Source organism: Chryseobacterium sp. Marseille-Q8038 (assembly GCF_965111995.1).
The window spans coordinates 696,062-721,416 of the sequence record NZ_CBCOPN010000002.1 but is presented as its reverse complement, the minus strand read 5'-3'; the positions used below and the strand labels follow the sequence as shown (position 1 = coordinate 721,416).

At 37.0% G+C, this 25,355-nt stretch carries 20 protein-coding genes; 8 read left to right on the top strand and 12 right to left on the bottom strand.

Annotated elements, in window-relative coordinates; all coding sequences use genetic code 11:
* Positions 1-79: 79 nt before the first annotated feature.
* Both gmk and ACWPWS_RS17200 read right to left on the bottom strand, forming a co-directional pair.
* Entirely contained in the window at positions 80-646 is a 567-nt protein-coding gene (gmk, locus tag ACWPWS_RS17205; RefSeq protein WP_454047339.1) for a guanylate kinase, read from the bottom strand.
* An 85-nt stretch (positions 647-731) separates the two neighbouring features.
* Positions 732-1,589: a YicC family protein gene (locus ACWPWS_RS17200; protein ID WP_105681422.1), complete on the bottom strand. Its 858-nt coding sequence runs from the start codon at positions 1,587-1,589 to the stop codon at positions 732-734.
* A 174-nt stretch (positions 1,590-1,763) separates the two neighbouring features.
* Between ACWPWS_RS17200 and miaA the strand changes: the two genes are divergently transcribed.
* Positions 1,764-2,684, top strand: a complete 921-nt coding sequence (gene miaA, locus ACWPWS_RS17195) for a tRNA (adenosine(37)-N6)-dimethylallyltransferase MiaA (RefSeq protein WP_454047338.1) — start codon at positions 1,764-1,766, stop codon at positions 2,682-2,684.
* A 158-nt stretch (positions 2,685-2,842) separates the two neighbouring features.
* Here the strand turns inward: miaA and ACWPWS_RS17190 are convergent, their stop codons facing one another.
* The 4 genes from ACWPWS_RS17190 to ACWPWS_RS17175 form a co-directional block, all read right to left on the bottom strand.
* On the bottom strand, positions 2,843-4,255 hold the full coding sequence (locus tag ACWPWS_RS17190) for an efflux transporter outer membrane subunit (RefSeq protein ID WP_454047337.1): 1,413 nt from the start codon (positions 4,253-4,255) through the stop codon (positions 2,843-2,845).
* A gap of 170 nt (positions 4,256-4,425) precedes the next feature.
* Positions 4,426-7,608 (bottom strand): efflux RND transporter permease subunit, encoded by a 3,183-nt coding sequence (locus ACWPWS_RS17185; protein WP_105681419.1) that lies wholly within the window; start codon positions 7,606-7,608, stop codon positions 4,426-4,428.
* Positions 7,609-7,649: 41 nt separating this feature from the next.
* Positions 7,650-8,810: an efflux RND transporter periplasmic adaptor subunit gene (locus tag ACWPWS_RS17180; protein WP_454047336.1), complete on the bottom strand. Its 1,161-nt coding sequence runs from the start codon at positions 8,808-8,810 to the stop codon at positions 7,650-7,652.
* Positions 8,811-9,172: 362 nt separating this feature from the next.
* Complete coding sequence (locus tag ACWPWS_RS17175) at positions 9,173-9,769, bottom strand: TetR/AcrR family transcriptional regulator (protein WP_209787353.1); 597 nt, start codon at positions 9,767-9,769, stop codon at positions 9,173-9,175.
* A 320-nt stretch (positions 9,770-10,089) separates the two neighbouring features.
* Here ACWPWS_RS17175 and ACWPWS_RS17170 point away from each other — a divergent pair, with 320 nt between their 5' ends.
* Positions 10,090-10,644: a thioredoxin family protein gene (locus ACWPWS_RS17170; RefSeq protein WP_034694944.1), complete on the top strand. Its 555-nt coding sequence runs from the start codon at positions 10,090-10,092 to the stop codon at positions 10,642-10,644.
* Between the two features lie 257 nt (positions 10,645-10,901).
* Here ACWPWS_RS17170 and ACWPWS_RS17165 read toward each other — a convergent pair whose 3' ends face one another.
* The gene (locus ACWPWS_RS17165) at positions 10,902-11,807 is read right to left on the bottom strand and encodes an AraC family transcriptional regulator (protein ID WP_454047335.1); all 906 of its coding nucleotides are present in this window, start codon (positions 11,805-11,807) and stop codon (positions 10,902-10,904) included.
* A 123-nt stretch (positions 11,808-11,930) separates the two neighbouring features.
* On the opposite strand from ACWPWS_RS17165, the gene ACWPWS_RS17160 reads away from it, so the two are divergent.
* From ACWPWS_RS17160 to ACWPWS_RS17150, 3 genes are read left to right on the top strand one after another with little or no spacing between them, the layout of a single operon-like run.
* Complete coding sequence (locus tag ACWPWS_RS17160; RefSeq protein WP_454047334.1) at positions 11,931-13,160, top strand: MFS transporter; 1,230 nt, start codon at positions 11,931-11,933, stop codon at positions 13,158-13,160.
* Positions 13,161-13,162: 2 nt separating this feature from the next.
* Entirely contained in the window at positions 13,163-14,644 is a 1,482-nt protein-coding gene (locus ACWPWS_RS17155) for a trehalase family glycosidase (protein ID WP_454047333.1), read from the top strand.
* Positions 14,645-14,667: 23 nt separating this feature from the next.
* On the top strand, positions 14,668-17,109 hold the full coding sequence (locus tag ACWPWS_RS17150; protein WP_454047332.1) for a TonB-dependent receptor: 2,442 nt from the start codon (positions 14,668-14,670) through the stop codon (positions 17,107-17,109).
* A 116-nt stretch (positions 17,110-17,225) separates the two neighbouring features.
* Here ACWPWS_RS17150 and ACWPWS_RS17145 read toward each other — a convergent pair whose 3' ends face one another.
* A complete protein-coding gene (locus ACWPWS_RS17145; protein WP_209787360.1) occupies positions 17,226-17,864 on the bottom strand; it encodes an MBL fold metallo-hydrolase in 639 nt (212 codons plus the stop codon).
* Between the two features lie 70 nt (positions 17,865-17,934).
* Between ACWPWS_RS17145 and ACWPWS_RS17140 the strand changes: the two genes are divergently transcribed.
* Positions 17,935-19,155, top strand: coding sequence for a type IX secretion system plug protein (locus tag ACWPWS_RS17140; protein ID WP_454047331.1), 1,221 nt, complete (start codon positions 17,935-17,937; stop codon positions 19,153-19,155).
* Between the two features lie 369 nt (positions 19,156-19,524).
* The gene (locus tag ACWPWS_RS17135) at positions 19,525-21,477 is read left to right on the top strand and encodes a M4 family metallopeptidase (RefSeq protein ID WP_454047330.1); all 1,953 of its coding nucleotides are present in this window, start codon (positions 19,525-19,527) and stop codon (positions 21,475-21,477) included.
* Between the two features lie 79 nt (positions 21,478-21,556).
* Here the strand turns inward: ACWPWS_RS17135 and hemH are convergent, their stop codons facing one another.
* Genes hemH through ACWPWS_RS17120 form a run of 3 tightly spaced genes read right to left on the bottom strand, consistent with a single transcriptional unit; the run spans position 21,557 to position 24,017 of the window.
* Positions 21,557-22,585, bottom strand: a complete 1,029-nt coding sequence (gene hemH / locus ACWPWS_RS17130; RefSeq protein WP_209787366.1) for a ferrochelatase — start codon at positions 22,583-22,585, stop codon at positions 21,557-21,559.
* Between the two features lie 15 nt (positions 22,586-22,600).
* Positions 22,601-23,128, bottom strand: coding sequence for an NADPH-dependent FMN reductase (locus ACWPWS_RS17125; protein WP_105681809.1), 528 nt, complete (start codon positions 23,126-23,128; stop codon positions 22,601-22,603).
* Positions 23,129-23,138: 10 nt separating this feature from the next.
* Positions 23,139-24,017: a NifU family protein gene (locus tag ACWPWS_RS17120; protein ID WP_105681409.1), complete on the bottom strand. Its 879-nt coding sequence runs from the start codon at positions 24,015-24,017 to the stop codon at positions 23,139-23,141.
* A gap of 163 nt (positions 24,018-24,180) precedes the next feature.
* On the opposite strand from ACWPWS_RS17120, the gene ACWPWS_RS17115 reads away from it, so the two are divergent.
* Positions 24,181-24,717 carry a gamma carbonic anhydrase family protein gene (locus ACWPWS_RS17115; RefSeq protein WP_209787369.1) on the top strand — a complete coding sequence of 179 codons (537 nt, stop codon included), beginning with the start codon at positions 24,181-24,183 and terminating at the stop codon, positions 24,715-24,717.
* 173 nt (positions 24,718-24,890) lie between these two features.
* Here the strand turns inward: ACWPWS_RS17115 and ACWPWS_RS17110 are convergent, their stop codons facing one another.
* The gene (locus tag ACWPWS_RS17110; protein WP_209787371.1) at positions 24,891-25,343 is read right to left on the bottom strand and encodes a hypothetical protein; all 453 of its coding nucleotides are present in this window, start codon (positions 25,341-25,343) and stop codon (positions 24,891-24,893) included.
* Positions 25,344-25,355: the final 12 nt, after the last annotated feature.

The following is a 25,355-nucleotide window of genomic DNA, read 5'->3' as shown; positions in this document are numbered from 1 at the left end:
GAGATTAGAAACTAGAGGTTAGTACAAAATGAGGATAATTTTCCTGACACTAAAAAAACTAACTTCTAATTTCTAACTTCTAGTTTCTTTCTATAAAACTTTTTATTAAACTTTCTATTTCTTTTTTAGCTGCATCAAGATCTTCATTGATCACGATCTTATCAAACTCGCTGGCGTAGGTCATTTCTTCTTCTGCCTTGGCAACACGGGTTTTGATGGTTTCTGCATCATCTGTGTTTCTGGAGATCAATCTTCGTTCCAATTCTTCAATGGAAGGGGGTTCTATAAAAATAGAAAGTGCTTTTTTACCAAAATATTTTTTTAAAGAGATGCCTCCTTTTACATCTACATCAAAAATAACAACTTTTCCCTGATTCCAGATTTTTTCTACTTCAGATTTTAAAGTACCGTAATATTTATCAGTGTATACTTCTTCATATTCTACAAAAGCTTCTTCAGAAATTTTCTGTCTGAATTCATCAGGTGTCAGAAAATGATAATCCACTGCATGAATTTCACTTCCTCTTGGCTGTCTTGTAGTACATGAGATTGAAAATGCCAATTCGGGAAATGTTTCCAGTGAATGCTTTACCAATGTAGTTTTTCCGCTCCCTGATGGTGCTGAAAATATAATTACTTTATCCATTTTTTACAATTTCGGGTTACGGGTTTCGAGTTGCGGAGTCCATTGTTGGGAATGACAATCACGCATCTCGTAACGCGCATCTATCTTACAATACGTTTAACGTTTGTTCTTTAATTTTTTCCAGGTCATCTTTCATCATTACTACCAGTTTCTGGATTTCTGCATGATTGGCTTTAGAACCTAGTGTATTGATTTCTCTTCCGATTTCCTGAGAAATGAAGCCCAGTTTTTTTCCATTGAAAGACTCATTATCCATTACTTCTTTATAATATTTTAAGTGCTGGGTAAGTCTTACCTTTTCTTCAGAAATATCAAGTTTTTCAGTAAAATAAGCCATTTCCTGATAGAAACGTGTTTCATCAACGTTTTCAAATTCTTTTAAAGATTTCTGATAACGCTCTTTCACGCTTACAATTCTTTCTTCTTCAAAAGGAATTACTTCGCCAAGATATTTGTCGATATTCTGGATATTCCTGTTCAATTCTTCATGTAAAATGCTGCCTTCAGTTTTTCTGAATTCTTCGAATTTGTTAATAGCATTATTAACAATTTTAGCCAAAGCTTCCCATTCACCATCAGTCAATTCATCTGGTCTTGATGTAATGGCATCAGGAAGTCTCACCGCCATTTTAAGGTATTCGAAATCTGGACCGTCAGAAGCTATATTTTTAAGTTCTTTGATATAAGAGTCAATTAAGTTTTTATTAATTTTTACATCATTGGACTCTTCAAGATTCTCAATATTAACGTAGCAGTCTACTTTTCCACGGATAATTCTATCGTTAAGAATTTTTCTGATTTCAAATTCTTTTTCTTTATAACGTAAAGGAATTTTGATATTCAAATCAAAGCTCTTGCTGTTCAGAGATTTAATATCTATTGTAATTTTTTTTCCTTCAAAAACATCTTCGGCTCTACCGAATCCGGTCATTGATAAAATCATAGTTTTTTATTGTTTTACAAAGATAATCATTTAAGTCTATAGTTTGGCTAATGTTGAATGGCTGGAAGATGGAGGTAGGAAGCAGGAAGATTGTGATAGATCTAATTTTAACTTCCAGCCTCCAGCTTCCATCTTCCAGCAAATTAAATAAACTCGTTTTCGTAAATTAGCGCCGTGAAAAAGAAAAATTTAATTTCTGTAGTGGGACCCACCGGAATTGGTAAAACGAGATTGGCAATTGATTTGGCTCAGCATTTCAATACGGAGATTATTTCATGTGATTCCCGCCAGTTTTTTAAAGAAATGAAAATAGGAACAGCGGCACCTTCTGAAGAAGAACTGGCGGGTGCCCCTCATCATTTTATCGGAAATCTTTCAGTGGAAGAATATTATTCTATCGGGCAGTACGAAGAAGATGCGCTTCAAAAACTTAATGAACTTTTTACCACTCATGACACTGTTATTCTTGTCGGTGGAAGTATGATGTATGAAAAAGCGGTAATAGAAGGTTTACATGATCTTCCGGAAGCGAACGCTGAAAATCAGGAGAAACTTCAGACTATGATGGAGCAGGAGGGGATAGAAAAGCTTCAGGATATTTTAAAAGAACTGGATCCGGAATATTTCAATGTGGTAGATATTCACAATCATCGCAGGCTGTTGAGAGCAATCGATATTATCTGGCAAACGGATAAAAAATATTCTGAACATATTTCGGTTTCCCAGAATGGCAGAGATTTCAATGTGATCCGTATCGGAATTGAAGCGCCAAGAGAAGAACTGTATGACAGAATTAATCGCAGAGTAGATATGATGATGGAAAGTGGCTTGCTGGATGAGGTAAAAGATCTTGAAAAATTCAAAGAACTTACAGCTTTAAATACGGTCGGATATGCGGAACTTTTCAAGTATTTTGACGGAGAGTGGGATCTTGATTTTGCGGTTTCAGAAATTAAAAAAAATAGCCGCAGGTATGCGAAACGTCAGCTGACGTGGTACAGAAAGGCGGATGATATTCATTATTTACCACTCGGGTATTCTCAAAAGGATTTTGAAGACTTGCTGAAATGGATTGCTGAGCAGTTTGAGAAATAAATTAAACGCGTGTTTGTCATTCTGACGAAGGAAGAATCTCATTACGACTAATAGATTCTTCACTCCACTTTGTTCCATTCAGAATGACAATGCAGTCTTATAGAACAAAAAATGCGGCTCTAAAAAGAACCGCACCTTAACAAATATAATTTAATTTACTACTTCCAACCGCCGCCTAGCGCTCTGTATAAATCTACAATGCTGCTTAATCTCTGTCTTTTAATGGAAGCCAGATTCAACTCTGCCTGTAGGGAATTCCCTTGTGCTGTAATCACTTCCAGGTAATTGGCTGAACCTCCTTTGTAAAGAAGTTGTGCACTTTTAATTCCGTCTTTCAGTGTAGTGGTCTGCTCAGAGGCTTTTTGTTCCTGAATTTTTAAGTTTTCATTGGAAACCAAAGCATCTGAAATTTCACCTACTGCATTCAGTACCGATTGGCGGAATGCCAGAACATTTTTCTCTCTCTGAATTTTTGCTACTTCCAGATCTGTTTTTAATTGTCTTTTCTGGAAAATAGGCTGGGTAAGTCCTCCTAAAACTGATCCGAATAACGAAGCCGGAATCTGGAACCAGTTATCAAATTTGAATGAATTTACCCCTCCGTTAGCGGTAATCTTCAATGCAGGATACATATTAGCCTGGGCAATACCTACCATCGCATTGGATTCTAATAGAACCAATTCCTGCTGACGAACATCCGGCCTGCGGCTTACCATAGCTGCCGGAAGTCCTGCTGTTATGTTTTGAGGTAAAGAAGTATCAGACATTTCAATGGTTCTGTTTACTTTATTAGGCAGTTCTCCTGTCAAAATGCTCAGTGCATTTTCCTGAATGGCGATATTCTGCTCCAGTTGGGCAATCAAAAGTTCTGTTGCCTGTTTCTGTGCGGCTGCCTGCTGAACTCCTAAAGAGGTATTATCACCACTTTCCCACATTTTTTGGGTGATCAATAGGGTGTTGCTGCTCAGTTCCAGATTAGATTTTGCAATAGCCAATTGTCTGTCAAGCATTAATAAATTATAATATCCTTGTGCAATAGCTGCTACTACCTGAGTCTGAACTGCTTTTGAACCCTCATAAGTCTGAAGGTACTGCATTCTTGAAACTTCCTGCTGGTTTTTGATTTTTCCCCAGATGTCTGCTTCCCATGAAAGGTTGAAGGCTGCGTTATAATCTTCAACATGGCTTGAACCTAAAAATAAATTTAAGCTTTGTCCGTTCATGCTGTTTTTGGAAGGTCTTGAAATCTGTCCGCTTACTCCGAATCCAACGTCCGGATATTGCATATATTTTGCCTGTTTCAGTTTTTCCTGTGAAGCAGTTACCTGTTTCAGGGCAATCTGAAGGTCATAATTATTTTTAATTCCTTTTTCAATCAGTTCCTGTAAAATAGGATCGCTGAAGAACTGTTTCCACTCCAGGTTGGCTATACTGGCGGTGTCTGCAGTTGCGGTGTACTGGAACTTTTCCGGGAGAGGAAGCTCGGGTTCCGTGTATGCCAGTTTAGACACACACGAAACAGAGCCGATGGCCAGCACAAATGTTAGAATAATATTTTTTACTCGTTTCATAGTTTTTAAACTTTTAATTGAATCCAAAACTTAGAGAGGTTTCTGTAGAGGCAAAAATTGTCTTTAGTAGGAGAAAATAATTAGCTTTTTTAAACCATTAAGATCAGGCAGGTAAATAGGTAAACCTATGATCTTAAAATTTTCTCTAAGTTTTTGTAATTCATTTTTTATTAGTGTGTAGCAGCTAAAAGTTCTTCCTCCATTTGTTTTTTCAGAAGTCTTTTCTTTTTTCTGCTTGGCATTTTTTCATGCAGATACTGGAATATTACATACATCACCGGAATGATAAAAATCCCGAATATTACTCCTGTAAGCATTCCTCCTACTGTACTATAACCGATAGAGTGGTTTCCTTTTGAAGATGCACCCTGCGTCCATACCAGCGGAAGCATTCCCACGATGAAGGCAAAAGAGGTCATTAAGATCGGTCTTAGACGTAATCTTGATGCCTGAAGAGCAGATTCAATTAATGTTTTCCCTGCTTTTCTTCTCTGTACAGCGAACTCTACAATCAGGATGGCATTTTTCGCCAATAGTCCTACGAGCATGATCAATCCTACCTGAACATAAATATTGTTATCAATTCCGGCTAATCCTGTGAAGGCAAATACTCCAAAAATCCCTGTAGGAATCGTAAGAATAATAGCAAACGGAAGAATATAACTTTCATATTGTGCTGCCAGTAAGAAGTAAACAAACAGAATACTTAAGAAGAAAATAAAGGCAGTCTGTCCGCTTGTTTTAATTTCCTCACGGGTAATCCCTGTCCATTCATATCCATAACCTCTTGGTAATGACTGTTGCGCAACTTCTTCTACCGCTTTGATGGCATCTCCGGTACTGTAACCAGGTTTTGGAGTTCCGTTAATTGTTACTGCGTTGAAAAGGTTATTTCTTGTTACTGTTTCAGGACCGAAAGATCTTTTTAACGTAACCAGTGTTTTTGCTGGTACCATTTCTCCGGATTTATTTTTTACATAAATTCCTTCCAGTGAATTAACATCTGTACGATAAGGAATATCTGCCTGTGCCATTACTCTGTAATACTTTCCGAATCTGTTGAAGTCTGATACAAAGCTACTTCCGAAATAAATCTGCATAGTCTGCATCAGTTCTGTTACAGAAACACCCAGCTGGTTGGCTTTATCAGTATCCACATCAATGGTATATTGAGGGTTTCCTGCGGCATATGTGGTAAAGGCAAAAGCAATTTCAGGTCTTTTCATCAGCTCTCCAATGAACTGTTGAGTGGTTGTACCCAATTGTTCAAAAGAACCGTTCGTTTTATCCTGAAGCATGAATTCAAATCCGGAAACGTTACCGAAACCTTGTACAGTAGGGAAGTTGAAGAAAAATGCATTGGCATCTTTTACCTGGCTTACCTTACCTGTTAATGTTGCTGCAATCTGATCAGGATCTTTCATTTCACCACGCTTGTCATAATCTTTAAGTTTAATGAAACCCGCAGAATAGGGAGAAGCGTTGGCATTACTGATGAAGTTCATCCCATCTGCTACCCAAAGGTGGTTGGTTGCTTTTTCTCCGTTGATAATTTTATCAATTTGTGCGGTTGCTCTGTGTGTTCTTTCCAGTGAACTTCCCGGAGGAGTATTCACTGCATAAAGTACGAATCCCTGGTCTTCAGTAGGAATAAATCCTGACGGTGCTTTTTTGATCAAAAATACACTTGCAGCTGTAATGACAACAAGGCCTCCTATCGCAACCCATTTGTTTTTAATTAAAAACTTAAGGCTATAGATATATTTTCTCGTCATGCTGTTGAAGCTGGCATTAAAAGCATTGAAGAATCTTGCTCCAAAACCTTTTTTATGACCATGCTCACCGTGTTCTCCCTGAGGATCATTTAAGAACATCGCACATAATGCAGGACTCAAGGTTAATGCATTCACTGCTGAAATTAAAATTGCAATCGCTAGTGTGAAGGCAAACTGTCTGTAGAAAACTCCTGCAGGTCCCTGCATGAAACCAACCGGAATAAACACGGCACACATTACCAGTGTGATGGAAATAATGGCTCCAGAAATTTCACTCATTGAGTGCATCGTTGCATGCTCTACAGGCATTCCTGTCTGTTCCATTTTAGAATGGACGGCTTCCACTACTACAATGGCATCATCCACTACAATACCAATGGCGAGTACCAATGCAAATAAGGTAAGCATGTTGATACTGAAACCAAATAACTGCAGGAAGAAGAATGTTCCGATAATCGCTACCGGTACGGCAATAGCCGGAATTAATGTAGATCTGAAATCCTGAAGGAAGATAAATACTACAATAAATACCAAGACGAAAGCAATAACAAGCGTTTCTACAACCTGATGAATCGAAGCATCCAAAAAGTCTTTGGAATTATACATAATAATAGGCTTCACTCCTTTTGGAAGGGTAGTTTCCATTACTTTCACCTGCTGTTCAATTTCGGTCAGGATCTCATTGGCATTGGAACCTGCGGTTTGTAAGATGGCAAATCCGGCAACCGGTTTTCCGTCTACTCTGTTGGTGGCAGTATATGTATAAGATCCGAATTCTACTCGAGCAACATCTTTTAATCTTAAGAAAGAACCATCACTGTTCGCTTTGATCGCGATGTTTTCATAATCTTCATTCTTATTCAGTTTCCCTTTGTATTTAAGGATATATTCGTAAGTTTCCTTACTTCCCTGTCCAAGACGACCAGGAGCGGCTTCAAGGTTGTGATCTTTAATCGCTCCCAAAACTTCCTGAGGAGAAAGGTTATTGGATGCCAGACGATCCGGTTTCAGCCAGATTCTCATGGAATAATCCCTTGTACCGAATACCTGAGCCTGTGCAACTCCCGGGATACGCTGTATCTGTGGAATTACGTTGATCTTCAGATAATTTTGAAGGAATAATTCATCGTATTGTTTTTCATTTTCACTGGTTAATCCCATGAACATGATCATACTGTTCTGCACTTTCTGGGTTGAAATCCCGGCCTGTACTACTTCCTGAGGCAGCTGGCTCATTGCTTTCGATACACGGTTCTGTACGTTTACCGCCGCATTATCAGCATCTGCTCCCTGCTTGAAGTATACACTAAGTGTCATGGTACCGTCATTACTGGAGTTAGAAGTCATGTAGGTCATATTTTCCACACCGTTCACTGCTTCCTCAATAGGAGTAGCTACCGAACGTGCAACAACCTCAGCATTCGCTCCAGGATAGAATGCCGTTACCTGAACGCTTGGAGGAGCGATATCCGGAAAGAGGGCAATCGGTAAATTAAAGAGAGACAAAGCTCCCAATAATAAGAGTATTATGGAGATGACCGTTGAAAGGACCGGTCTTTCTATAAATTGTTTTAACATAAGAAGTTTATTTTTTTAGTCTTCTGTATTGGGAAAAGGGACTATAATGGTTTTGCTTTTAATAAGCTGTCAGAAGAAATATTTTTCGGCTTAATGGAAGCACCATCTTTCAAGTTTCCAATTCCTGTGAATACTATTTTTTCTCCACGGGAAAGTCCTTCTGAAATAAAGTAATAGCTCTCTGTTTTCCCCGCTATTTTAATAGGTCTTCCCATTACTTTTTTATCCTTATCCATCACATATACATAGGTTTTATCCTGAATTTCAAATGTGGATTCCTGAGGAATTACTACGGCATTTGAGATCAGCTGAGGCATACGCACTCTTCCTGTGTTTCCGGTTCTTAAAGTTCCGTTGGCATTAGGGAAAACAGCACGTACACTGATGGCTCCGGTAGTTTTATCAAACTGTCCGTCTACAATACTTAATCTTCCTTTTTCAGGGTAAGTACTGTTATCAGCAATGACAAGATCTACCATTGGCATATTTTTAAGCTTTTCTTCTAAACTTGCTCCCGGATATTTATTCTGGAATGCAATGAAGTCAAGTTCACTTAAAGAGAAATACGCGTAGATTTCACTGATATCAGATAATAAGGTTAATGGATTTACATCTGTTCTGGAGATCAGACTTCCTTTTTTGTAAGGAATTCTTCCAATATAACCGCTTACAGGAGCTGTAATCGTTGTAAATCCTACGTTGATTCTTGCACTTCCTACAGAGGCTTTGGCTTGTGAAGCAGCGGCAACAGCGGCATCATAATTGGCTTTTGCTGTTTTAAGTTGTACATCAGAAACTACTTTTGCAGCAACCAGTGGCTGAAGTCTTTCTACTTCCACTCTTGCTTTTTGGATATTGGCATTCGCAGCCTGAAAATTAGCCTGGGCCATATTCATCTGCTCACCGTAGCTTCTTGAATCTATTTTAAATAACGGTTGTCCTGCTCTTACATAAGCGCCTTCTTCCACATAGATTCTATCCAGATATCCGTCTACCTGAGATCTGATTTCTACGTTGTTTTTCCCTTCCAAAGCAGTTGGGAATTCCTGATATGTAGTTGCGGGTGATGTAATAACGGTATAAACCGGAAGTTCTGGAGCTGGAGGTGCGGCATTGGTTCCTTCTGCGGCTTTTGTGCAGCTCTGTAAAAGAATTATACTTGCAATAAGTACAATAAACCTTGTTTTTCCAGGTATTTTCATTTTGGTTTAATTTTTTTAATGAAATGTTAGAGGTAAGTAAAGTGTTTTAATAAATGCTGTATTTTTTCCTAACAGTGTTAATAATTAGTTCAAAAAAAATTACAGAATTTTTAATGTCCGATAAAGTCGATAGTTTCCATAATTGAAAATTGTTTTTAATGTATTTAAGTATATAATGAGGTGTAAGGTGTGTTAATTTTACTAACAGTGTTAATTCGTAAGCAAAAAATGATTACTTTTAACAACTGAATTCTATGAATGGTTTCATAAATGATTGAGTTTTTAATCAGGAATAACAGAAGAATTTAAATTAATTCGGTGTTAAGTTTCCTAACGGTGTTAATTTTTAATTCAAAAAAAATTTACAAAGACTTAATGAAAGCCGAAACGGTTTCGTCCAATGTAGTCTTATTCATTGTTGCAGGAATATCAGCTGTACGCATCATCATAATAGAGATCATTCCGTGTACCGCAGAAAACAGAGCATGAGACATATGGCAGGCATTGTCCGGATTGGATCCGTTTTTCTTGATAATCTCATAAGTACATTCATAGATAAGCTCCTGAAATGATGAGAATTCCTTTTTCATCTGACCTTTTCCGCAACACTGCATTCCAAGACCAAACATAAGCTGGTAATATTCCTTATTTTTAAAAGCAAAGTTCCAGTAAGCATCCACAATAGCAACAAGCTGCTCTTCCGGAGTATCGTGTTTCTGCTGAGCTTTTAATAATTCTATATGTAACTTGTGGAAGCCATCTAAAGAAATTTCAAATAGGATAGCTTCTTTATTTTCAAAATAATCATATACAACAGGCGCACTATACTCAATAGCATCAGCTATCTTACGCATAGAAAGCGAACCCCAGCCTTCAGTTTTAGCCAACGTAAAAGCAGCCTGCAAAATATTTGCACGGATGGATTCTTTTTCTCGTTGACGGCGTTCATGTAGACCCATGATATTTATTTACTAACAGCGTTAGCAAAACTACAAACTTTTTGATATAAGTTCCAAAGGATATTGTAAGTTTTATAGATTTGCTGACTATTTAAAGAAAATAAATCAAAGGCTGGAAGCTGGAAGAATGGGGGCTGGAAGTTATTTCAGGGGTAAATAAATTTAATAATAGAATTTGACTATAACTATTTTTGAACGCTTACTATCTTCCCGCCTCCAGCTTCCCGCTTCCTTACTCTACCAAAAATAAAATGCATGTTTCAGAACTCGGCTCAATTAACAAAAGAAATAATTATCTTTGCCGATAAAGAAATAAGGATATGAATACTCCCTCAAATATGCTGGCATTAGGAACAAAGGCTCCGTTCTTTGAACTTCCTAACCCGTCAAAAACGAATGAACTTCAGTCTTTGGACGAACTGAAAGGAGAAAAAGGTACTTTGGTGATCTTTATGTGTAACCACTGCCCGTTTGTTCTGCATGTGATTGACAAGATCAATGAATTATACGAAGATTACAACGAGCGTGGAATTGAATTCATCGCCATTAATGCGAATGACATTGAAAAATATCCGGCAGATTCTCCGGAAAAAATGATTGAATTCCAAATCGAGAGAAGATTTGATTTTCCATATTTATTTGATGAAAGTCAGGCTGTAGCAAAAGCTTATGATGCTGCATGTACACCTGATTTTTATTTCTTTGATGACAAACTTGACCTTGTATACAGAGGGCAAATGGATGATTCGAGACCGGGAAATAATAAAGATGTAACCGGTGAAGATTTAATCATAGCTTTTGAAAATCTTTTAGCTGGAGAAGCTCAGGAAGAAATCCAGAGACCAAGCATGGGGTGTAATATCAAATGGAAATAATTGCTGGTTGCTGGTTTATTTAGTTACTGGTTTTACTCAATAATACAAAGCTGCTCTTTTTAGAGTGGCTTTTTTGTTGATTGCAACATATACTTGCAGTTTATTCACACACTTTGTCACTCTGTAAGAGTCTCTGCATATCTTTTATTGTAAATTATTACAAAATTTGAATTAAGCCTGGATTCCTACGGGAATGACAAATACGAGATATGGTCTATCCACAAACCTTGTCACTCCGTAGGAGTTTCTTTACACTATCAAAAACTCACCTTACTTTTAACCTCTTTTTCAACCTTTAAATCTATATTGACTTTATTGTGAGAGTAGTTCTTGATAAACTCTGAAGGCGTTTTCCCTGTATATTTTTTGAACATCCTATTAAAATAGGTGACATTATTAAAGCCGCATTGATAACTGCATTCTGAAATAGATCTGTCCTGTGCCATCAAAAGACATGCTTTATTAATTCTGTAGCGGTTTACAAACTCTGTAAACGTAATCTGGGTGGCTTTTTTAAAGAAATTACAGAAAGCAGGTAAAGTCAGATTAGCAAGTTTGGCTACCTGTTCAATATCAATTTCCTTATCGTAATGATGTTCTACATAGGTGAAGATATTTTCAAGACGGGTTTTGTTTTTTGAAATGATGGTGTAAGGCATAATTTCCTTATTTAAAAGTTCATAATCCTCGCATTTCGAAAGCTCGAAAAGAATTTCAAGCAATAGTAAATATCTTTTATAACCTTCAGATTCCAGCATCAGTTTCAGTTTGGGAAGCATTATTTTTTTTACTTTATGATGAAAATGGATTCCGTATTTTGAAAGCTCCAACAGGTTTTTGATGGATCGTGCTTCTACTTCCTGCTGGGGAAACTGAAGGATTTCTTCCTTGAACTGAAGTACAATTTCCTCATGTGGATCAATAGAATTCAGTCCAAATCCGGAGTGGGGAATATTGGACCCGATTAATACCAGATCTCCATTCGTATAATTACTTTTATGGTAGCCTACATGGCGGGTTCCGTTCCCGGAAATGACACATACCAGCTCAATTTCGGGATGATAATGATACTCCCATTTAAATTCTGAAATAGGGGAATTATTATGAATGGTACGGAACGAGCTCTTTTCATTTGGGATCACCCTTTCAAAAGTAACTTTCATTTAATTAATCATATTTAATTACTAAAAATACTAAATATATTAATATAGTTCAAATATTGATTTACTGTGTTAAATTATCGTTAACAGAAATGCTTCTATCTTAGCCGACAAGAAATAACCTGAATGAAAAATATTAACATCAAGGCCGTTTTATTTTTAAACTATTTTGTCTTCGCAATTCTTCTGAATTCTGTAGGAACAGTTATTCTACAGGTACAGCAGAATTTTGGGATTTCAAAATCTTCGGCCAGTGTTCTGGAAGGTTTCAAAGATCTTCCAATCGCCATATGTTCATTCATTCTGGCTTCATTTCTTCCTAAAATAGGAATCAAAAAATCAATGCTGACTGCCTTACTCCTGGTAAGCTGTATGTGTTTTGTAATGCCGTTTACCAATGATTTCTGGGTATTTAAATTATTATTTGCCACGGTAGGAGTTTCCTTTGCACTGATCAAAATATCAGTTTTTACTTCTATTGGATTAGTAACGGAAACAGATAAAGAACATTCCAGCTTCATGGGATTTCTGGAAGGCTTTTTTATGATTGGTGTATTGGCGGGAAATGTCTTATTCAGTTTATATATTGATGATCACAATCCGAAATCTACCGAATGGCTGAATGTGTATTGGGTGCTGGGAGCACTTTCAAGTTTATCTTTTTTATTCCTGTTCTTTTCAAAACTCAATGAGCAGGAAGCTAAAAGTGAGAAAACAGATCTTTTGGGAGATTTAAAAAACAGCGCAAGCCTGTTCAGTTATAAAAAAGTGTTGTGCTTCTTATTATGTGCTTTCCTTTTTGTATTGGTAGAGCAAAGTTTTCAGACATGGACTCCTACTTTTTATAAAGAGATTTTAAAAGTGCCTACCTCAATGAGTATTCAGGCAGGAGCGGTTTTGGCAGGAGCTTTTGCGTTGGGAAGATTTTTATCGGGATTCTTCTCCAAAAAATTCAGCTGGATCTATGTTGTTTCTTTTTGTGTAGTAGGTTTTGGTATTAGTTTACTGCTGGTTTTACCACTGACACATAATATTACTATTGATAAGAATACAAACTGGACGAATGCTCCTCTGGTTGTCTATTTATTTCCTTTAATGGGAGGTTTGCTGGCACCTATTTATCCGAGCATTAATTCTGTAATTCTGGCATCTATTCCCAAATATTTACACAGTGCCATGTCAGGATTGATTGTTGTTTTCTCAGCAATCGGGGGAACTATAGGTTCTATCATTACCGGTTTTGTGTTTCAGGAGTTTAGTGGACAACAGGCATTTTACCTTTCCCTGATTCCGCTTTCATTACTGATCACCTCAGCGGTTTTCATGAATAAATTAAAAATTAATCCTAAAAAATAACAATGAGTAATCAGCTTTACATAAACGAAATTCAAAGTCTGTTTGATGATGTACAGAGATCTGAAATTTTTGAAGATCAGAAAATGATGACGGATGCAGTTCCTCTGTTTCCCATTGCAAAGATTAATGAAGATTATGAACAAACAAAAAATACTGAAGGTTTTGACCTGAAAGATTTTGTGATGACTCATTTTGACTTTTTGGGAGCAAGAGTTTCCGTACACAGAGAAAAACAACTTCCTATTGGCGAACATATTGAGAAATTATGGGATGAATTAACCCGTACAGCCTATGAAGAAAAAGGAACACTTTTAAAATTACCCAAACCTTACATCGTTCCTGGAGGTCGTTTTAATGAGTTTTTCTATTGGGACAGCTATTTTATTATGCTTGGGCTAAAAGCTTCCGGCAGAGTAGAAATGATGAAGAACATTATTGAGAACTGTTCTTATCTGATTCAAAACGTAGGATTTGTTCCCAATGCCAGCAGAACTCATTTCCTGAGCAGATCACAGCCTCCCTATTTTTCATTAATGCTGGATCTCCTTTTTGAAACTACAAATGACGAAGGAATTTATACAGAATACCATGACACTTTGGAAAAAGAATATGCTTTCTGGATGAATGGTGAAGAATGGCTTGAAAACAATTCCAGTGTAAAAAGAGTAGTGAGAACTGCAGACGGAGATATTCTGAACCGTTATTACGATGCAGAAAATGCACCTCGCCCTGAAAGTTACCTGATCGATATTGAAGATCATGAAAAAACTTCAGGAGATGAATTTTACAGAAATATAAGAAGTGCCTGTGAATCCGGCTGGGATTTTTCCAGCAGATGGTTCGCAGACGGAGAAAATATACAGACGATAGAAACGCTGAACCTTGCACAGGTTGATCTGAACTGTCTTTTATGGCATTTGGAAACAACTTTGGCGAAATCATCAGCGCTTCACAATCTGAGTGAAAAAGAAAATTATTTTTCAGAAAGAGCAGCAAGCCGAAGACAGATGATCAATAAATATTTCTGGGATGGAAATACTAACAATTATAAAGATTATCACACTAAAAAAAACACAAAAACACCGTCTGAACATATTGCTGCTCTTTATCCTTTATTCCTGGGAATTGCAGACCATACACAAGCTGAAGCGGTGGCTAAAACGGTTGCTGAAAAATTTCTTTATAAAGGCGGGCTTGTCACCACAACCAAAAACTCAGGACAGCAATGGGATCTTCCCAATGCATGGGCTCCTTATCAATGGCTGGGCTTTAAAGCAATGAAAAATTATGGCTTTAACGAGCTGGCAGAAAAAATTAAAGACAACTGGTGTTCAAACGTAGAAAGAGTCTACAAAAACACCGGAAAACTGATGGAAAAATACAATGCATTAGACACAGAAACAATAGCAGGCGGCGGGGAATACCCCAATCAGGATGGATTCGGTTGGACCAATGGAGTGTATTTACAATTACAACAAAACTGAAACTAACAATAAAAAATATGGCTATGAAAAAAAAATCGATCTTTTTAATTGCCGCAACAGCTACGTTATATTTTAATAATGCTTATGCCCAGGAAACTCCGCAGGATTCTGCAAAAGTTTCTTCTATAGATCAGATTGTTATTACCGGAAATTCAAACCCGAAGAAAAAAATAGAATCCAGTACTGCAATTTCTACATTCAGTTCCAAAGAAATCCAGAAGCAGAATCCAATCAGTGCTGCTGCTTTATTACAGAGAGTTCCAGGGTTTGCCGTGGAAACTTCAGGAGGTGAAGTAGGAAACAACCTTTTTGCAAGAGGGATTCCTTCTGCAGGAGCCTATGAATTTGTACAGGTACAGGAAGATGGGCTTCCGGTTTTTGAAGATGGTGCGCTTCAGTTTGCCAATGCGGATAACTTTTTCCGTGTAGATAATTCCGTGAATCGTATGGAAGCCTTGAGAGGAGGTTCCGGATCTATTTACGCCACGAATTCTCCCGGTGGTCTGATCAACTTTATTACCAGAGAAGGAACCAATGATTTTAGAGGTACAGCAAAATTGGAAACAAGTACCTATGGATTAATGCGTACCGATGTTAACGTAGGTGGAGCATTGGTTCAGGATAAATTGTTTTTCAATGTCGGAGGTTTTTACAGAACAGATGACGGAATCAGAAAAACAGGTTTCAAAGCCAATAATGGAGGACAAATCAGAATGAATCTTAAATATGTCTTTGATAAAGGCTATGTAAAAGTGTATTACAAAAAACTGGATGACAGAAATACATTCTTCCTTCCTATTCCATTGGTACAAAACGGAAATAAACTGAAAGGATTCCAGGGGTTTGATCCCAACTATGGAACGTATAGTTACAGAGCAATCAGCCAGCTGAATATTCCACAGGCCGGAGGCGGGTTTTTCAACAGAAATCTTGAAGACGGAATCCATCCGAAAGTAGATGTATTAGGTGCTGAGTTTAAATATGATCTTGGAAATAATTTCACGGTTTTAAACAAAACCCGATATACGGATATCAATATGAACTATACGGGGATTTTCCCGGCAGGAGGACCAAAACTTGCTTCTAAATACGCCACAGATGCTGTGAAAGACGGCGGGCTTGGAATGAGCAATTATCAGTATTCTCTGGTAAGCAACGGAGCCGTTGTAAATCCTGAGTACGTACAAAAATTAGGATTCTGGGCGATTGACAAGCAGATGAATAACTTTGTGAATGATTTACAGTTCAATTATAAATTTGATAAAGGAAATGTTACGGCAGGTTTTTACAAATCCAACTGGAAATCTCAGCAATATTGGAACTGGAGCAATATTCTGACCACAGCAACAGACAGACCTGAGCTTTTAAATCTGGTAAACCCTTCTATGAGCCCTACAGATGATGGGTATTCTAAAACCTATAATGGGGTGATGGATATGACATTCCTGCAAAGAAGAACACAAACTCAGGGAAGTTTGAATGACCTTTATGTAAACTTAGATTACAATATTACCGATGCTTTAAGTGTGAACGGAGGTCTTCGTTACAGCCATGATTATTACAAAGGAAATTTTGCCAATACAACAACTTCCAATTTAAATAACTCAGGGTTAACAACAGATGGAACTCACGGTTTCAACACAACAACTGCTGATGATAATATGAGTGTACTGGGAAATAAATTTACTTACTGGAATTTTAACGTAGATAAAGTTTCTTTCACATTAGCAGCGAATTATAAAATCAACAGAGAGAATGCAGTATATGCACGTTTTTCTAATGGTTTCAGATCTCCGAATGAGGAAGCGTACTACAATTATTTCTCCAACCCGACTCCTGATAAACCGTTAAAATCTGTAACCACCAATCAGTTGGAAGTAGGATATAAATACTACTCGCGTACCTTTGATATAGCCGTGATTCCGTTCTATTCTACCTTGAAGAACCTTTCATTTACAGATATTTTCTCTGATGGAAAATCTGAAAATACCTTTGCCAATACAGAAAACTATGGAGTTGAGGTAGAAGGGTATGCCCGCTTATTCAATAATATGTTGGAAGTTACCTTTAACGGAACAGTTCAGAGTCCAAAATATAAAAACCTTGAAGCCGGAAGTCTTCTGGAAGGAAATGTGGTGAGAAGAATGCCGAAGTTTTATTTTAATATTTCACCGGCTGTGAACATTACCAAGTCATGGAGAGCTTATGTAAGCATGAACTATTACGGAAAACGCTTCCAGGATGAGCTGAATGTACAGACTTTACCTTCTTTCACAGAATTTGGAGCAGGAATGTCTTATCAGTTAGGAAAAATACGTTTTGCAGTGGATGGTACCAATATCTTTAATACGATTGGTATTACAGAAGGAGATCCAAGAGCCGGATCACCCAATGGAGATGGAATCATCATGGCAAGACCTATTATGGGAGCAGCTGCCAGAGCTTCCATCACTTTAGATTTCTAAACTCTATTTCTTTATAACAACAAAACCGTCAGGCTTAGTCCTGACGGTTTTTATTTTTTATTCTTTCGCAGATTTGGGGAATTGAGCTGATTTCACTCTCAAATCCTCAGATTCTCTTACTTCAAAAACGGATTATACTGCTTCTCAAAACCAATGGATGTAGGATTTCCATGTCCTGAGAAAACCTGTGTTTCATTATCCAGAATGAAAAGCTTTGATTTAATTCCCTCAATCAGCTGATCATAATTTCCTTTATACAAATCTGTTCTTCCGATACTGCCTTCAAAAAGAACATCTCCTGAAATCATGAATTTCTGATTTTCATTATGGTAAACAACACTTCCCGGCGAATGTCCTGGGACATGATAAATTTTAAATTTCTCGCCATCTAAATCCAGTTCATCTCCTTCCTTGATATATTCTACATCTACTTTTACCGGATCTATCTGCATTCCGAATCTTACACCGCTCGCCTGAAGCATATCCAATACTTCCTGATCTTCCTGATGCATATTCACGGGGATATTGAATTTGTCAAAAGCCCACTGAAGTCCGAATACATGATCAATATGAGCGTGGGTCAAAAGAATTTTCTGAATCTTCAGCTCTTTCTCTGTAATAAAATGATCAATAGCTTGAGTTTCCTGAGCATTCATATTTCCCGGATCAATTAACCAGGCATTTTTATTTTCGTTATAGATGATGTAAGTATTTTCACTCGCAAAGTTGAATACGAAACCTTGAATCTGAAGCATATCTGAATATTTTTTATTCAAAAATACGATATTATTAAGAAAATGGCTATTTTTCGTTATCTTCGTCATAATGAAAACTTTGCGAATACTCTTACTTTCTTTGGGCGGACTGGTTTTTGGACAAAATATCCAAAGTGTTCAGTTGTTCAATCCTCAGACGAATGATGAAACTCCGGTAATTAAGATAGGAGAACAGTTGGTTCTGGGCTTTGATGATCTTACAAATGGCAGTCAGATCTACCGGTATACTTTTAAACATTATGACAGAAACTGGAATGAGGATAACCTGTTTTTTACAGAATTTGCAACCGGAAGTATGAATGCATTGCTGGATCAGTTTCAGTATTCTTTCAATACATTACAGGCCTATACTCATTATAAACTGGTTTTTCCGAATGATAAAATCCAGCTGAAGGTTTCAGGGAATTATGAGCTGATTGTTTATAAAGATTCTGCAGACCAGCCTCTTTTCAAAAAAAGGTTTTATCTGGTTGAGGATGTAACCTCTGTTGCTTTAAATATTTCAAGATTTGCAGATGCAAAAAATCCCAATATTAATCAAAGGGTAGAAGTGAATGTTTCTCCGAAAGGAGGAGATATTTCTTCCAATGTCAATTCAATCACCATGAATGTGATGCAGAATAACAACCCGAATATGGTGATTTCTAATCTTAAGCCAAGCAGCGTTTTAGGAAATCAGGTGCTTTTTCAGCAGACGAATCTTACGTTCCCGGGAGACAATGAGTTTTATTATTTCGATAATAAAAATATGAATATGGCAGCAGATATGGTGCGTGCCACTGAAATAAAAGATGATGTTAACCAGACTTATCTTCATCCGGTATGGGCATTTCCTTTGAATTACCAATACCAGCCGGATGTCAATGGAGCATGGTATTACAGGAGAAATGATCTGGGTCGGGAAAGAGATGCAGAAAGAGAAGCGGATTATTCATGGGTACATTTCTACCTGGATTCAGATCCTGTGGATAAAGAAATCTATGTGCTGGGAGGATTTAATAATTTTAAACCGGGCAAAGAAAATCAGATGCAATATGATCCTTCCACGAAACAGTATGTAGCCAAAATATTTCTGAAGCAAGGTTTCTATAACTACGTTTTGGTAACAAAAGAAGGAAATGGCGCTCTGAATTTTGGGGAAGTAAATGGTAACTTCTGGCAGACAGAAAACCTCTATCAGGCATTCCTTTATTATGCACCGTTCGGAAGAAATTATGATGGTCTTATGGGGTACGGAGAATTCAGAACCCCAATTGCCAATAAACGATAAGCAATGACTTGATATCATTTTTGTATAAAAAATATACATATAAAATAGGACTGTCTCTTAAGATAGTCCTTATTTTTTTGCCCATATTGAAATAAAATATGCTCTAAAATCTCAGAATAGGGTTATTTTTTTTAATTATAATGCACTACATAGTGAAAAAAATAATTCACAAAATTTTGATTTTAATTAATTATTTTAATGTAAAGTTTGTATTGCAGAAAAATTATCTTTAAAAAATTTTCTTTGTTTTAAAATCGTCATTGTGTTTTATTTATCGATTTATAATATCAATTGAATTTTATTCATTGTTTATATCATTTTATTGTGAAAAGTTTATAAATTCGTCACCACAACCAACCAAATATTATTATGAAAACGAAATTTATCTTAGTGGCAAGTGTTGCCGCCTGCTCATTTGTTTTTGGGCAAAACACACCATCAAAACTAATTCCGGGAAAAAGCGGATTACATGCCGAGTTTATGAGATTTGAAAAAAATGCTCCTGCCTATCAGGGGAACCCTGTTTTATTTGACGAAGCGTCTCAGAGACTTTCTCCGGGACAAGCTCGTAAACTAGGCTTGGAAAAGGATGCATTAGGTTTTGAAACCCAAAGATTTCAACAGACTGTTAATGATATTCCTGTAGAATACGGAATGATGGCAGTACAGACAAAAAACGGTAAAATTGTAGGACAGTCAGGAAAATGGGTTCTTAAACTTCCGAAAGAACTTGATAAAAATGCCAGCCTTGCTGAAAATGTTGCATTACAAAGTGCTTTGTCATTTGTGGGAGCAGAATCCTATAAATGGAAAAATAAAGAGGAGGAAGATTTTCTGAAAAAAGAAACGGGTGATCCCAATGCAAGCTTTGCCCCTAAAGGAGAATTAGTGTATTATTCAGATCCTGATGATGATAAGCTGAATGATCTGAGACTAGCTTATAAATTTGATATCTATGCTGAAAAACCATTAAGCAGACAATATGTTTTCGTAGATGCTAAAAATGGAAAAGTATTAGGTGTAGATGCCATTATTCATGAAGTGAACAGCCCGGGAACAGCCGTTACAGGATATAGCGGAACCCGTAGCATCACTACAGATTCTTATAACGGAAGCTACCGATTAAGAGAAACAGGAAGAAATGCAGGAACATCTGTAGAAACTTATAACCTTAAAAAGGGAACCAGCTATGCTTCTGCTGTAGACTTTACAGATACGGACAATAACTGGAATAATGTTAATACCAATAAAGATCAATACGCTACCGATGCCCATTGGGGAGCCGAAATGACAGTGGATTATTTTTATACAAAATATGGACGTAAGAGTATCGATAATAATAACTTCGCTATAAAATCATATGTTCATTATTCCAGCAACTATTTTAATGCATTTTGGGATGGTTCCAGAATGACTTATGGAGATGGAAGCTCTACAACAAACGGTGGAAAACCTTTAACAGCAATAGATGTTTGCGGTCACGAAATTACACATGGACTCACTTCTAAAACGGCTAACCTTGTCTATCAGAGAGAACCCGGAGCATTAAATGAAGGCTTTTCAGATATCTTCGGAAATACCATTGAACGTTGGGCAAGACCTACACAGGCAAGCTGGACATTGGGAGAAGATTTCAATTATGTGATCCGAAATATGGCTAATCCTAACGCATACAGCCAGCCTGATACTTATCTGGGAACGTATTGGAAAACAACAACAACTTCCGGTTGTGTAACTCCAAGCCAATCTAATGATTATTGTGGAGTTCATACCAACTCAGGAGTCCTTAACTTCTGGTATTATCTACTGGTTACAGGAGGTTCCGGTACTAATGACAAAGGCTTTGCTTATAATGTTTCAGCAATCGGGCTGGATAAAGCAGGAGCTATTGCTTACAGAACATTAACGACTTATCTTACTTCTTCTTCTACTTATGCAAGTGCAAGAACCTATTCTATTCAGGCAGCTACCGATTTATACGGAGCAACCAGCAATGAAGTGACTCAGGTTAAAAATGCCTGGAACGCTGTAGGTGTAGGAGGTGGAACTTCTCCGGCAGGAAAAGTAGCCGCAGCAGAGACAGCTCTGTATACTATCAGTCCAAATCCTGCAACTGATAGATTCACCATCAACTTTGAAGGTAAATCAGGAAAAGGAATTGTAGAATTGGTAAGTCTTACAGGTAAGAAAGAAATTTCTGAAAAAGTAGAAATTACCGATGGAGTAAACAGACTTAATATCCAGCTTCCTTCCAATATTCTTCCGGGAGTATATATTGTAATGGTAAACGGAGAGAAAGCAGGAAACCTGATTAAAAAGTAGCACCAAATTTTTTAATATATTCAACAAAAAGGCCGCAAGTTAATTCTTGTGGCCTTTTGTATATTTAGTGCAAAGTAAACTATACCAGATAGAAATCATTCAGTTTTTCTTCACAAAGGATTTTTACGACTTCAATCCAACGGTCTTCATCATTCAGACATGGAATATAGTGGAAATTTTCACCACCACCATGCATGAACTGTTCTTTCCCTTCCACAGAAATTTCTTCCAGGGTCTCAAGACAGTCCGAAACAAAAGCCGGGCAGACGATAGCCAGGTTTTTTATCCCTTTTTTGCCAATGGTTTCCAATGTTTCGTCGGTATATGGCTCAATCCATTTGTCTTTTCCTAATCTTGACTGGAAGGACACGATTGTTTTTTCTTTTGGCAAATCCAGTTTTTCGATAACACGCTGTGTCGTTTTATAACATTGATGACGGTAGCAGAACTGATGACTTGGATTATCATCTCTGGAACAACAGTCATTGAGGTTACATGTTTTGGTAGGATCCGTTTTATAAATATGTCTTTCCGGAACCCCATGATACGAAAACTGCAGGGCATCAAAATTTTCAGGAAGTTTTTCTTTAATACTTTCTGCCAGACAGTTGATGTAGATATCCCTGTTATAGAAAGGTTGAATATAATTGATCTTTACTTTTGGAAACTTCTTCTTTCTGACTTCTTCTGCTTTTTCAATCACTGTTTCCGTAGTACTCATCGCATATTGAGGATATAGAGGAAAAAGAACGATTTCAGTGATTCCCTGATCTACCAGTTTCTGAATACCGGTTTCAATACTCGGTTCTGCATACCTCATTCCGATTTCCACCGGAACATCTACCACTTTCTGAAGTTTTTTCTGAATTTGTTCAGTAATAACAATCAGTGGAGAACCTTTATCCGTCCAGACTGTTTTATAAGCTTCAGCAGATTTTGCGGGTCTTGTTTTCAGAATAATTCCCTGTACAAGAAGGGCACGGAAGATCCAGCGATAATCAATCACTTTTTCGTCCATCAAAAATTCATCAAGATATTCCTTTACGTCGTTTACAGAAGTTGATCTCGGTGATCCGAGGTTGACCAGTAAAATTCCTTTCTTATTCAATATTCTAATTTTTAATTATGAAACAGAAGTTGTAAAATCTGTTACTAATTCTGATACTTTAGCAAAGGTATTACTTTCCAGTAAGCCATTGCTGTCAAATTTGCCTTTTATCCCTTTTATTAATGCCTGATGTTTATCATCTGTTACAGCTCCGAGAGTCTTTAAAATCAATAATAACTCTTCATGGCCTTTTTCTCCATTGGCAGAAGCGGTGATCACAGCAACCGGTTTTTCAGAAAATACTGTTGTGGAAACACACCATTCCAACAGATTCTTTAATCTTCCGGGAATACTGAAAATATATTCCGGTGTAGAAAATAGTACGCCTGCTGAATTTTTAATGTCCTCTCTGATTTTCAGAACTTCTTCCGGAGTGTGAGCATCGGTTAATGCGGTATCAAAATGCGGAAGAACAGAAAGATCATCATACATCTTGAAATCTGCATGATCCATTTTTTTCAGTACCTGTTCCATCAGTTTCTGATTGCTGGAATTTTCAGAAGCACTTCCTATAATGATGACAATTTTCTTTTCGGGAGGCATTTCCACTGTTTTATCCGTTTACAGCTTCCACTCTTTCTACTAAATCAGGAACGAATTGTTTTAAAATATTTTCAATTCCGTTTTTCAAAGTAGCTGTAGAGCTTGGACAGCCAGAGCATGCACCCTGCAGAAGCATTTTTGCCGTTTTATTTTCCTGATCATATTCCATCAAAGAAATCTTTCCTCCATCATTTTCCACGGCAGGAGCTACATATTCATTTAAAATGTCAGAAATCTTCTGCTCATCTTCAGTATAATCTCTGTTGATGATTTTTTCAACAGGGTTTTCATGTTTCTGAGGTTCTATTTTTGAAATTTCACCTCCATTTTGAAGATATTCAGCAATAAGCGCACGAACAGTCATCATTACCTGATGCCATTCTACAGAATTATTTCTGGTTACCGCTACAAAGTTGTCAGAAATGAAAACTTCCGTTGCAAAATCAAATTCTTTAAAAATAGCCAGCGCCAAAGGAACTTCTTCAGCAGCTTCTTTCGATTTTACTTCCACAAAACCATCCATCAGCAGCTTGCTAGACACAAACTTCATTACATTGGGATTCGGAGTCATTTCAGCATAAATCTGATACATTTCTTTTTTCTTCTGAAGATAAATTCTTGGGTTTGCCAATAATTCATCCTCAATTACATTTTTCAGACTTTCAGCAACATGTTCCCATTCTATGGTATCTTGTTTTGCTACAGCTACAAAATTAGCCGTAATGAAAACTCTTTCCACAAAAGGATAATTGAAAAGTTCCTGTGCTAAAGGAATTTCTGAAATATCTGAATTTCTATCCAGTTCTAAAGACCCTGGGATGAGATTGTAATCTGCTACAAATTTCATCACTTTTGGGTTTTCAGTTGGTTCTATAAGTACGGTACGCATTTTTTCGTTAAATTTGAGATACAAAAATACGCATTAGAAGTTAGAAGCTGAAAATTGAGAGTTAGATTTTTGCTATCGCTGTAATTTAGAACTTAGATACAAGAAAAGATAACACATCATACATTCTCAAATTAGCTCATTTTCAAATTTTCAAATTAATATTATGGCACTTATAAAAGAACTTTTAGGAAAAGCACCACAGATTGGAGAGAATACTTTTTTAGCAGAAACAGCTACCATTATTGGCGATGTTGAGATGGGAAGAGATTGCAGTGTTTGGTATAATGCAGTGATCAGAGGAGATGTTAACTATATCAAAATGGGAGATAAGGTGAATGTTCAGGATAATGCAATGCTGCACTGTACCTATCAGAAATTCCCTTTGAATATCGGGAACAATGTTTCTATCGGGCATAACGCGATTGTTCATGGATGTACCATTAAAGATAATGTACTGATCGGAATGGGAGCGATTGTGATGGATGATTGTCTTGTAGAAGAGAATTCCATTGTAGGAGCGGGTTCTGTAGTAACTCAGGGAACTCACATAAAATCCGGAGAAGTTTGGGGTGGAGTTCCTGCAAAAAAAATCAAAGATATTAATGCTCAGTTACTGGAAGGAGAAGTGAACAGAATTGCAGATAACTATGTGAAATACTCATCGTGGTATAAGGAAAATGTGAAAGACCATCAATTTTAGGCTGTCAGGTGAATAGTGAATAGTCAATTCGCTGCGCTTGTCAATTTTTTTGGTGTTAAAAATTCACTATTCACTTGCGAAGCAAAATTCACCATTGATCTATTTAAAATAATATAAAAGCTCTGTTTTTGGACAGAGCTTTTTCGATTTGATATAGAACCTTTGCTTTATTGTTAGTTATTGTCCGGTGTGATCAGTCTTATCTTGCCATTGATACATTTGAGAGATGTAGGAGGCGTGATCATCATACAGTCAGACATAATATTATACTTTTCATTAAAAGCTTTCACTTTATCCGTATACTCATTCACTCTTGGTAAGAAAGTTTCTTCTATTTTTTTAGGATAGGCAATGTATTGCTGAGGCCCGCCACAGGATTTCGATCCCATGGGAGCAAATGTCCATTCATTGGCATCCGTACATTTTTCTCCTGACACTTCAGATTCGATGGAGGCTTTTAATCGGTCGAGCTGCGCCTGTTCATATTTCTGACTTTCTTCGTCAGCAGGTCTGTCTGCGATATCAATAGGAAGATTGGTATTGGCATTCTTTGATGTATTACATGAAACCAGGGTTATTGTAGTACATAATACTATTGCCGGGATATGAAAGAATAATTTTTTCACAATAAACTTTTT

Coding starts and splice junctions, on each gene's coding strand:
- ACWPWS_RS17200 (WP_105681422.1), bottom strand. CDS start 1,589: ATGATTTTATCAATGACCGGATTCGGTAGAGCCGAAGATGTTTTTGAA.
- ACWPWS_RS17180 (WP_454047336.1), bottom strand. CDS start 8,810: ATGAAAATACCTGGAAAAACAAGGTTTATTGTACTTATTGCAAGTATA.
- ACWPWS_RS17175 (WP_209787353.1), bottom strand. CDS start 9,769: ATGGGTCTACATGAACGCCGTCAACGAGAAAAAGAATCCATCCGTGCA.
- gmk (WP_454047339.1), bottom strand. CDS start 646: ATGGATAAAGTAATTATATTTTCAGCACCATCAGGGAGCGGAAAAACT.
- ACWPWS_RS17165 (WP_454047335.1), bottom strand. CDS start 11,807: ATGAAAGTTACTTTTGAAAGGGTGATCCCAAATGAAAAGAGCTCGTTC.
- ACWPWS_RS17125 (WP_105681809.1), bottom strand. CDS start 23,128: ATGCCTCCCGAAAAGAAAATTGTCATCATTATAGGAAGTGCTTCTGAA.
- ACWPWS_RS17140 (WP_454047331.1), top strand. CDS start 17,935: ATGAAAACTTTGCGAATACTCTTACTTTCTTTGGGCGGACTGGTTTTT.
- ACWPWS_RS17145 (WP_209787360.1), bottom strand. CDS start 17,864: ATGCTTCAGATTCAAGGTTTCGTATTCAACTTTGCGAGTGAAAATACT.
- ACWPWS_RS17160 (WP_454047334.1), top strand. CDS start 11,931: ATGAAAAATATTAACATCAAGGCCGTTTTATTTTTAAACTATTTTGTC.
- ACWPWS_RS17190 (WP_454047337.1), bottom strand. CDS start 4,255: ATGAAACGAGTAAAAAATATTATTCTAACATTTGTGCTGGCCATCGGC.
- ACWPWS_RS17150 (WP_454047332.1), top strand. CDS start 14,668: ATGAAAAAAAAATCGATCTTTTTAATTGCCGCAACAGCTACGTTATAT.
- ACWPWS_RS17155 (WP_454047333.1), top strand. CDS start 13,163: ATGAGTAATCAGCTTTACATAAACGAAATTCAAAGTCTGTTTGATGAT.
- ACWPWS_RS17115 (WP_209787369.1), top strand. CDS start 24,181: ATGGCACTTATAAAAGAACTTTTAGGAAAAGCACCACAGATTGGAGAG.
- ACWPWS_RS17170 (WP_034694944.1), top strand. CDS start 10,090: ATGAATACTCCCTCAAATATGCTGGCATTAGGAACAAAGGCTCCGTTC.
- ACWPWS_RS17120 (WP_105681409.1), bottom strand. CDS start 24,017: ATGCGTACCGTACTTATAGAACCAACTGAAAACCCAAAAGTGATGAAA.
- ACWPWS_RS17135 (WP_454047330.1), top strand. CDS start 19,525: ATGAAAACGAAATTTATCTTAGTGGCAAGTGTTGCCGCCTGCTCATTT.
- ACWPWS_RS17185 (WP_105681419.1), bottom strand. CDS start 7,608: ATGTTAAAACAATTTATAGAAAGACCGGTCCTTTCAACGGTCATCTCC.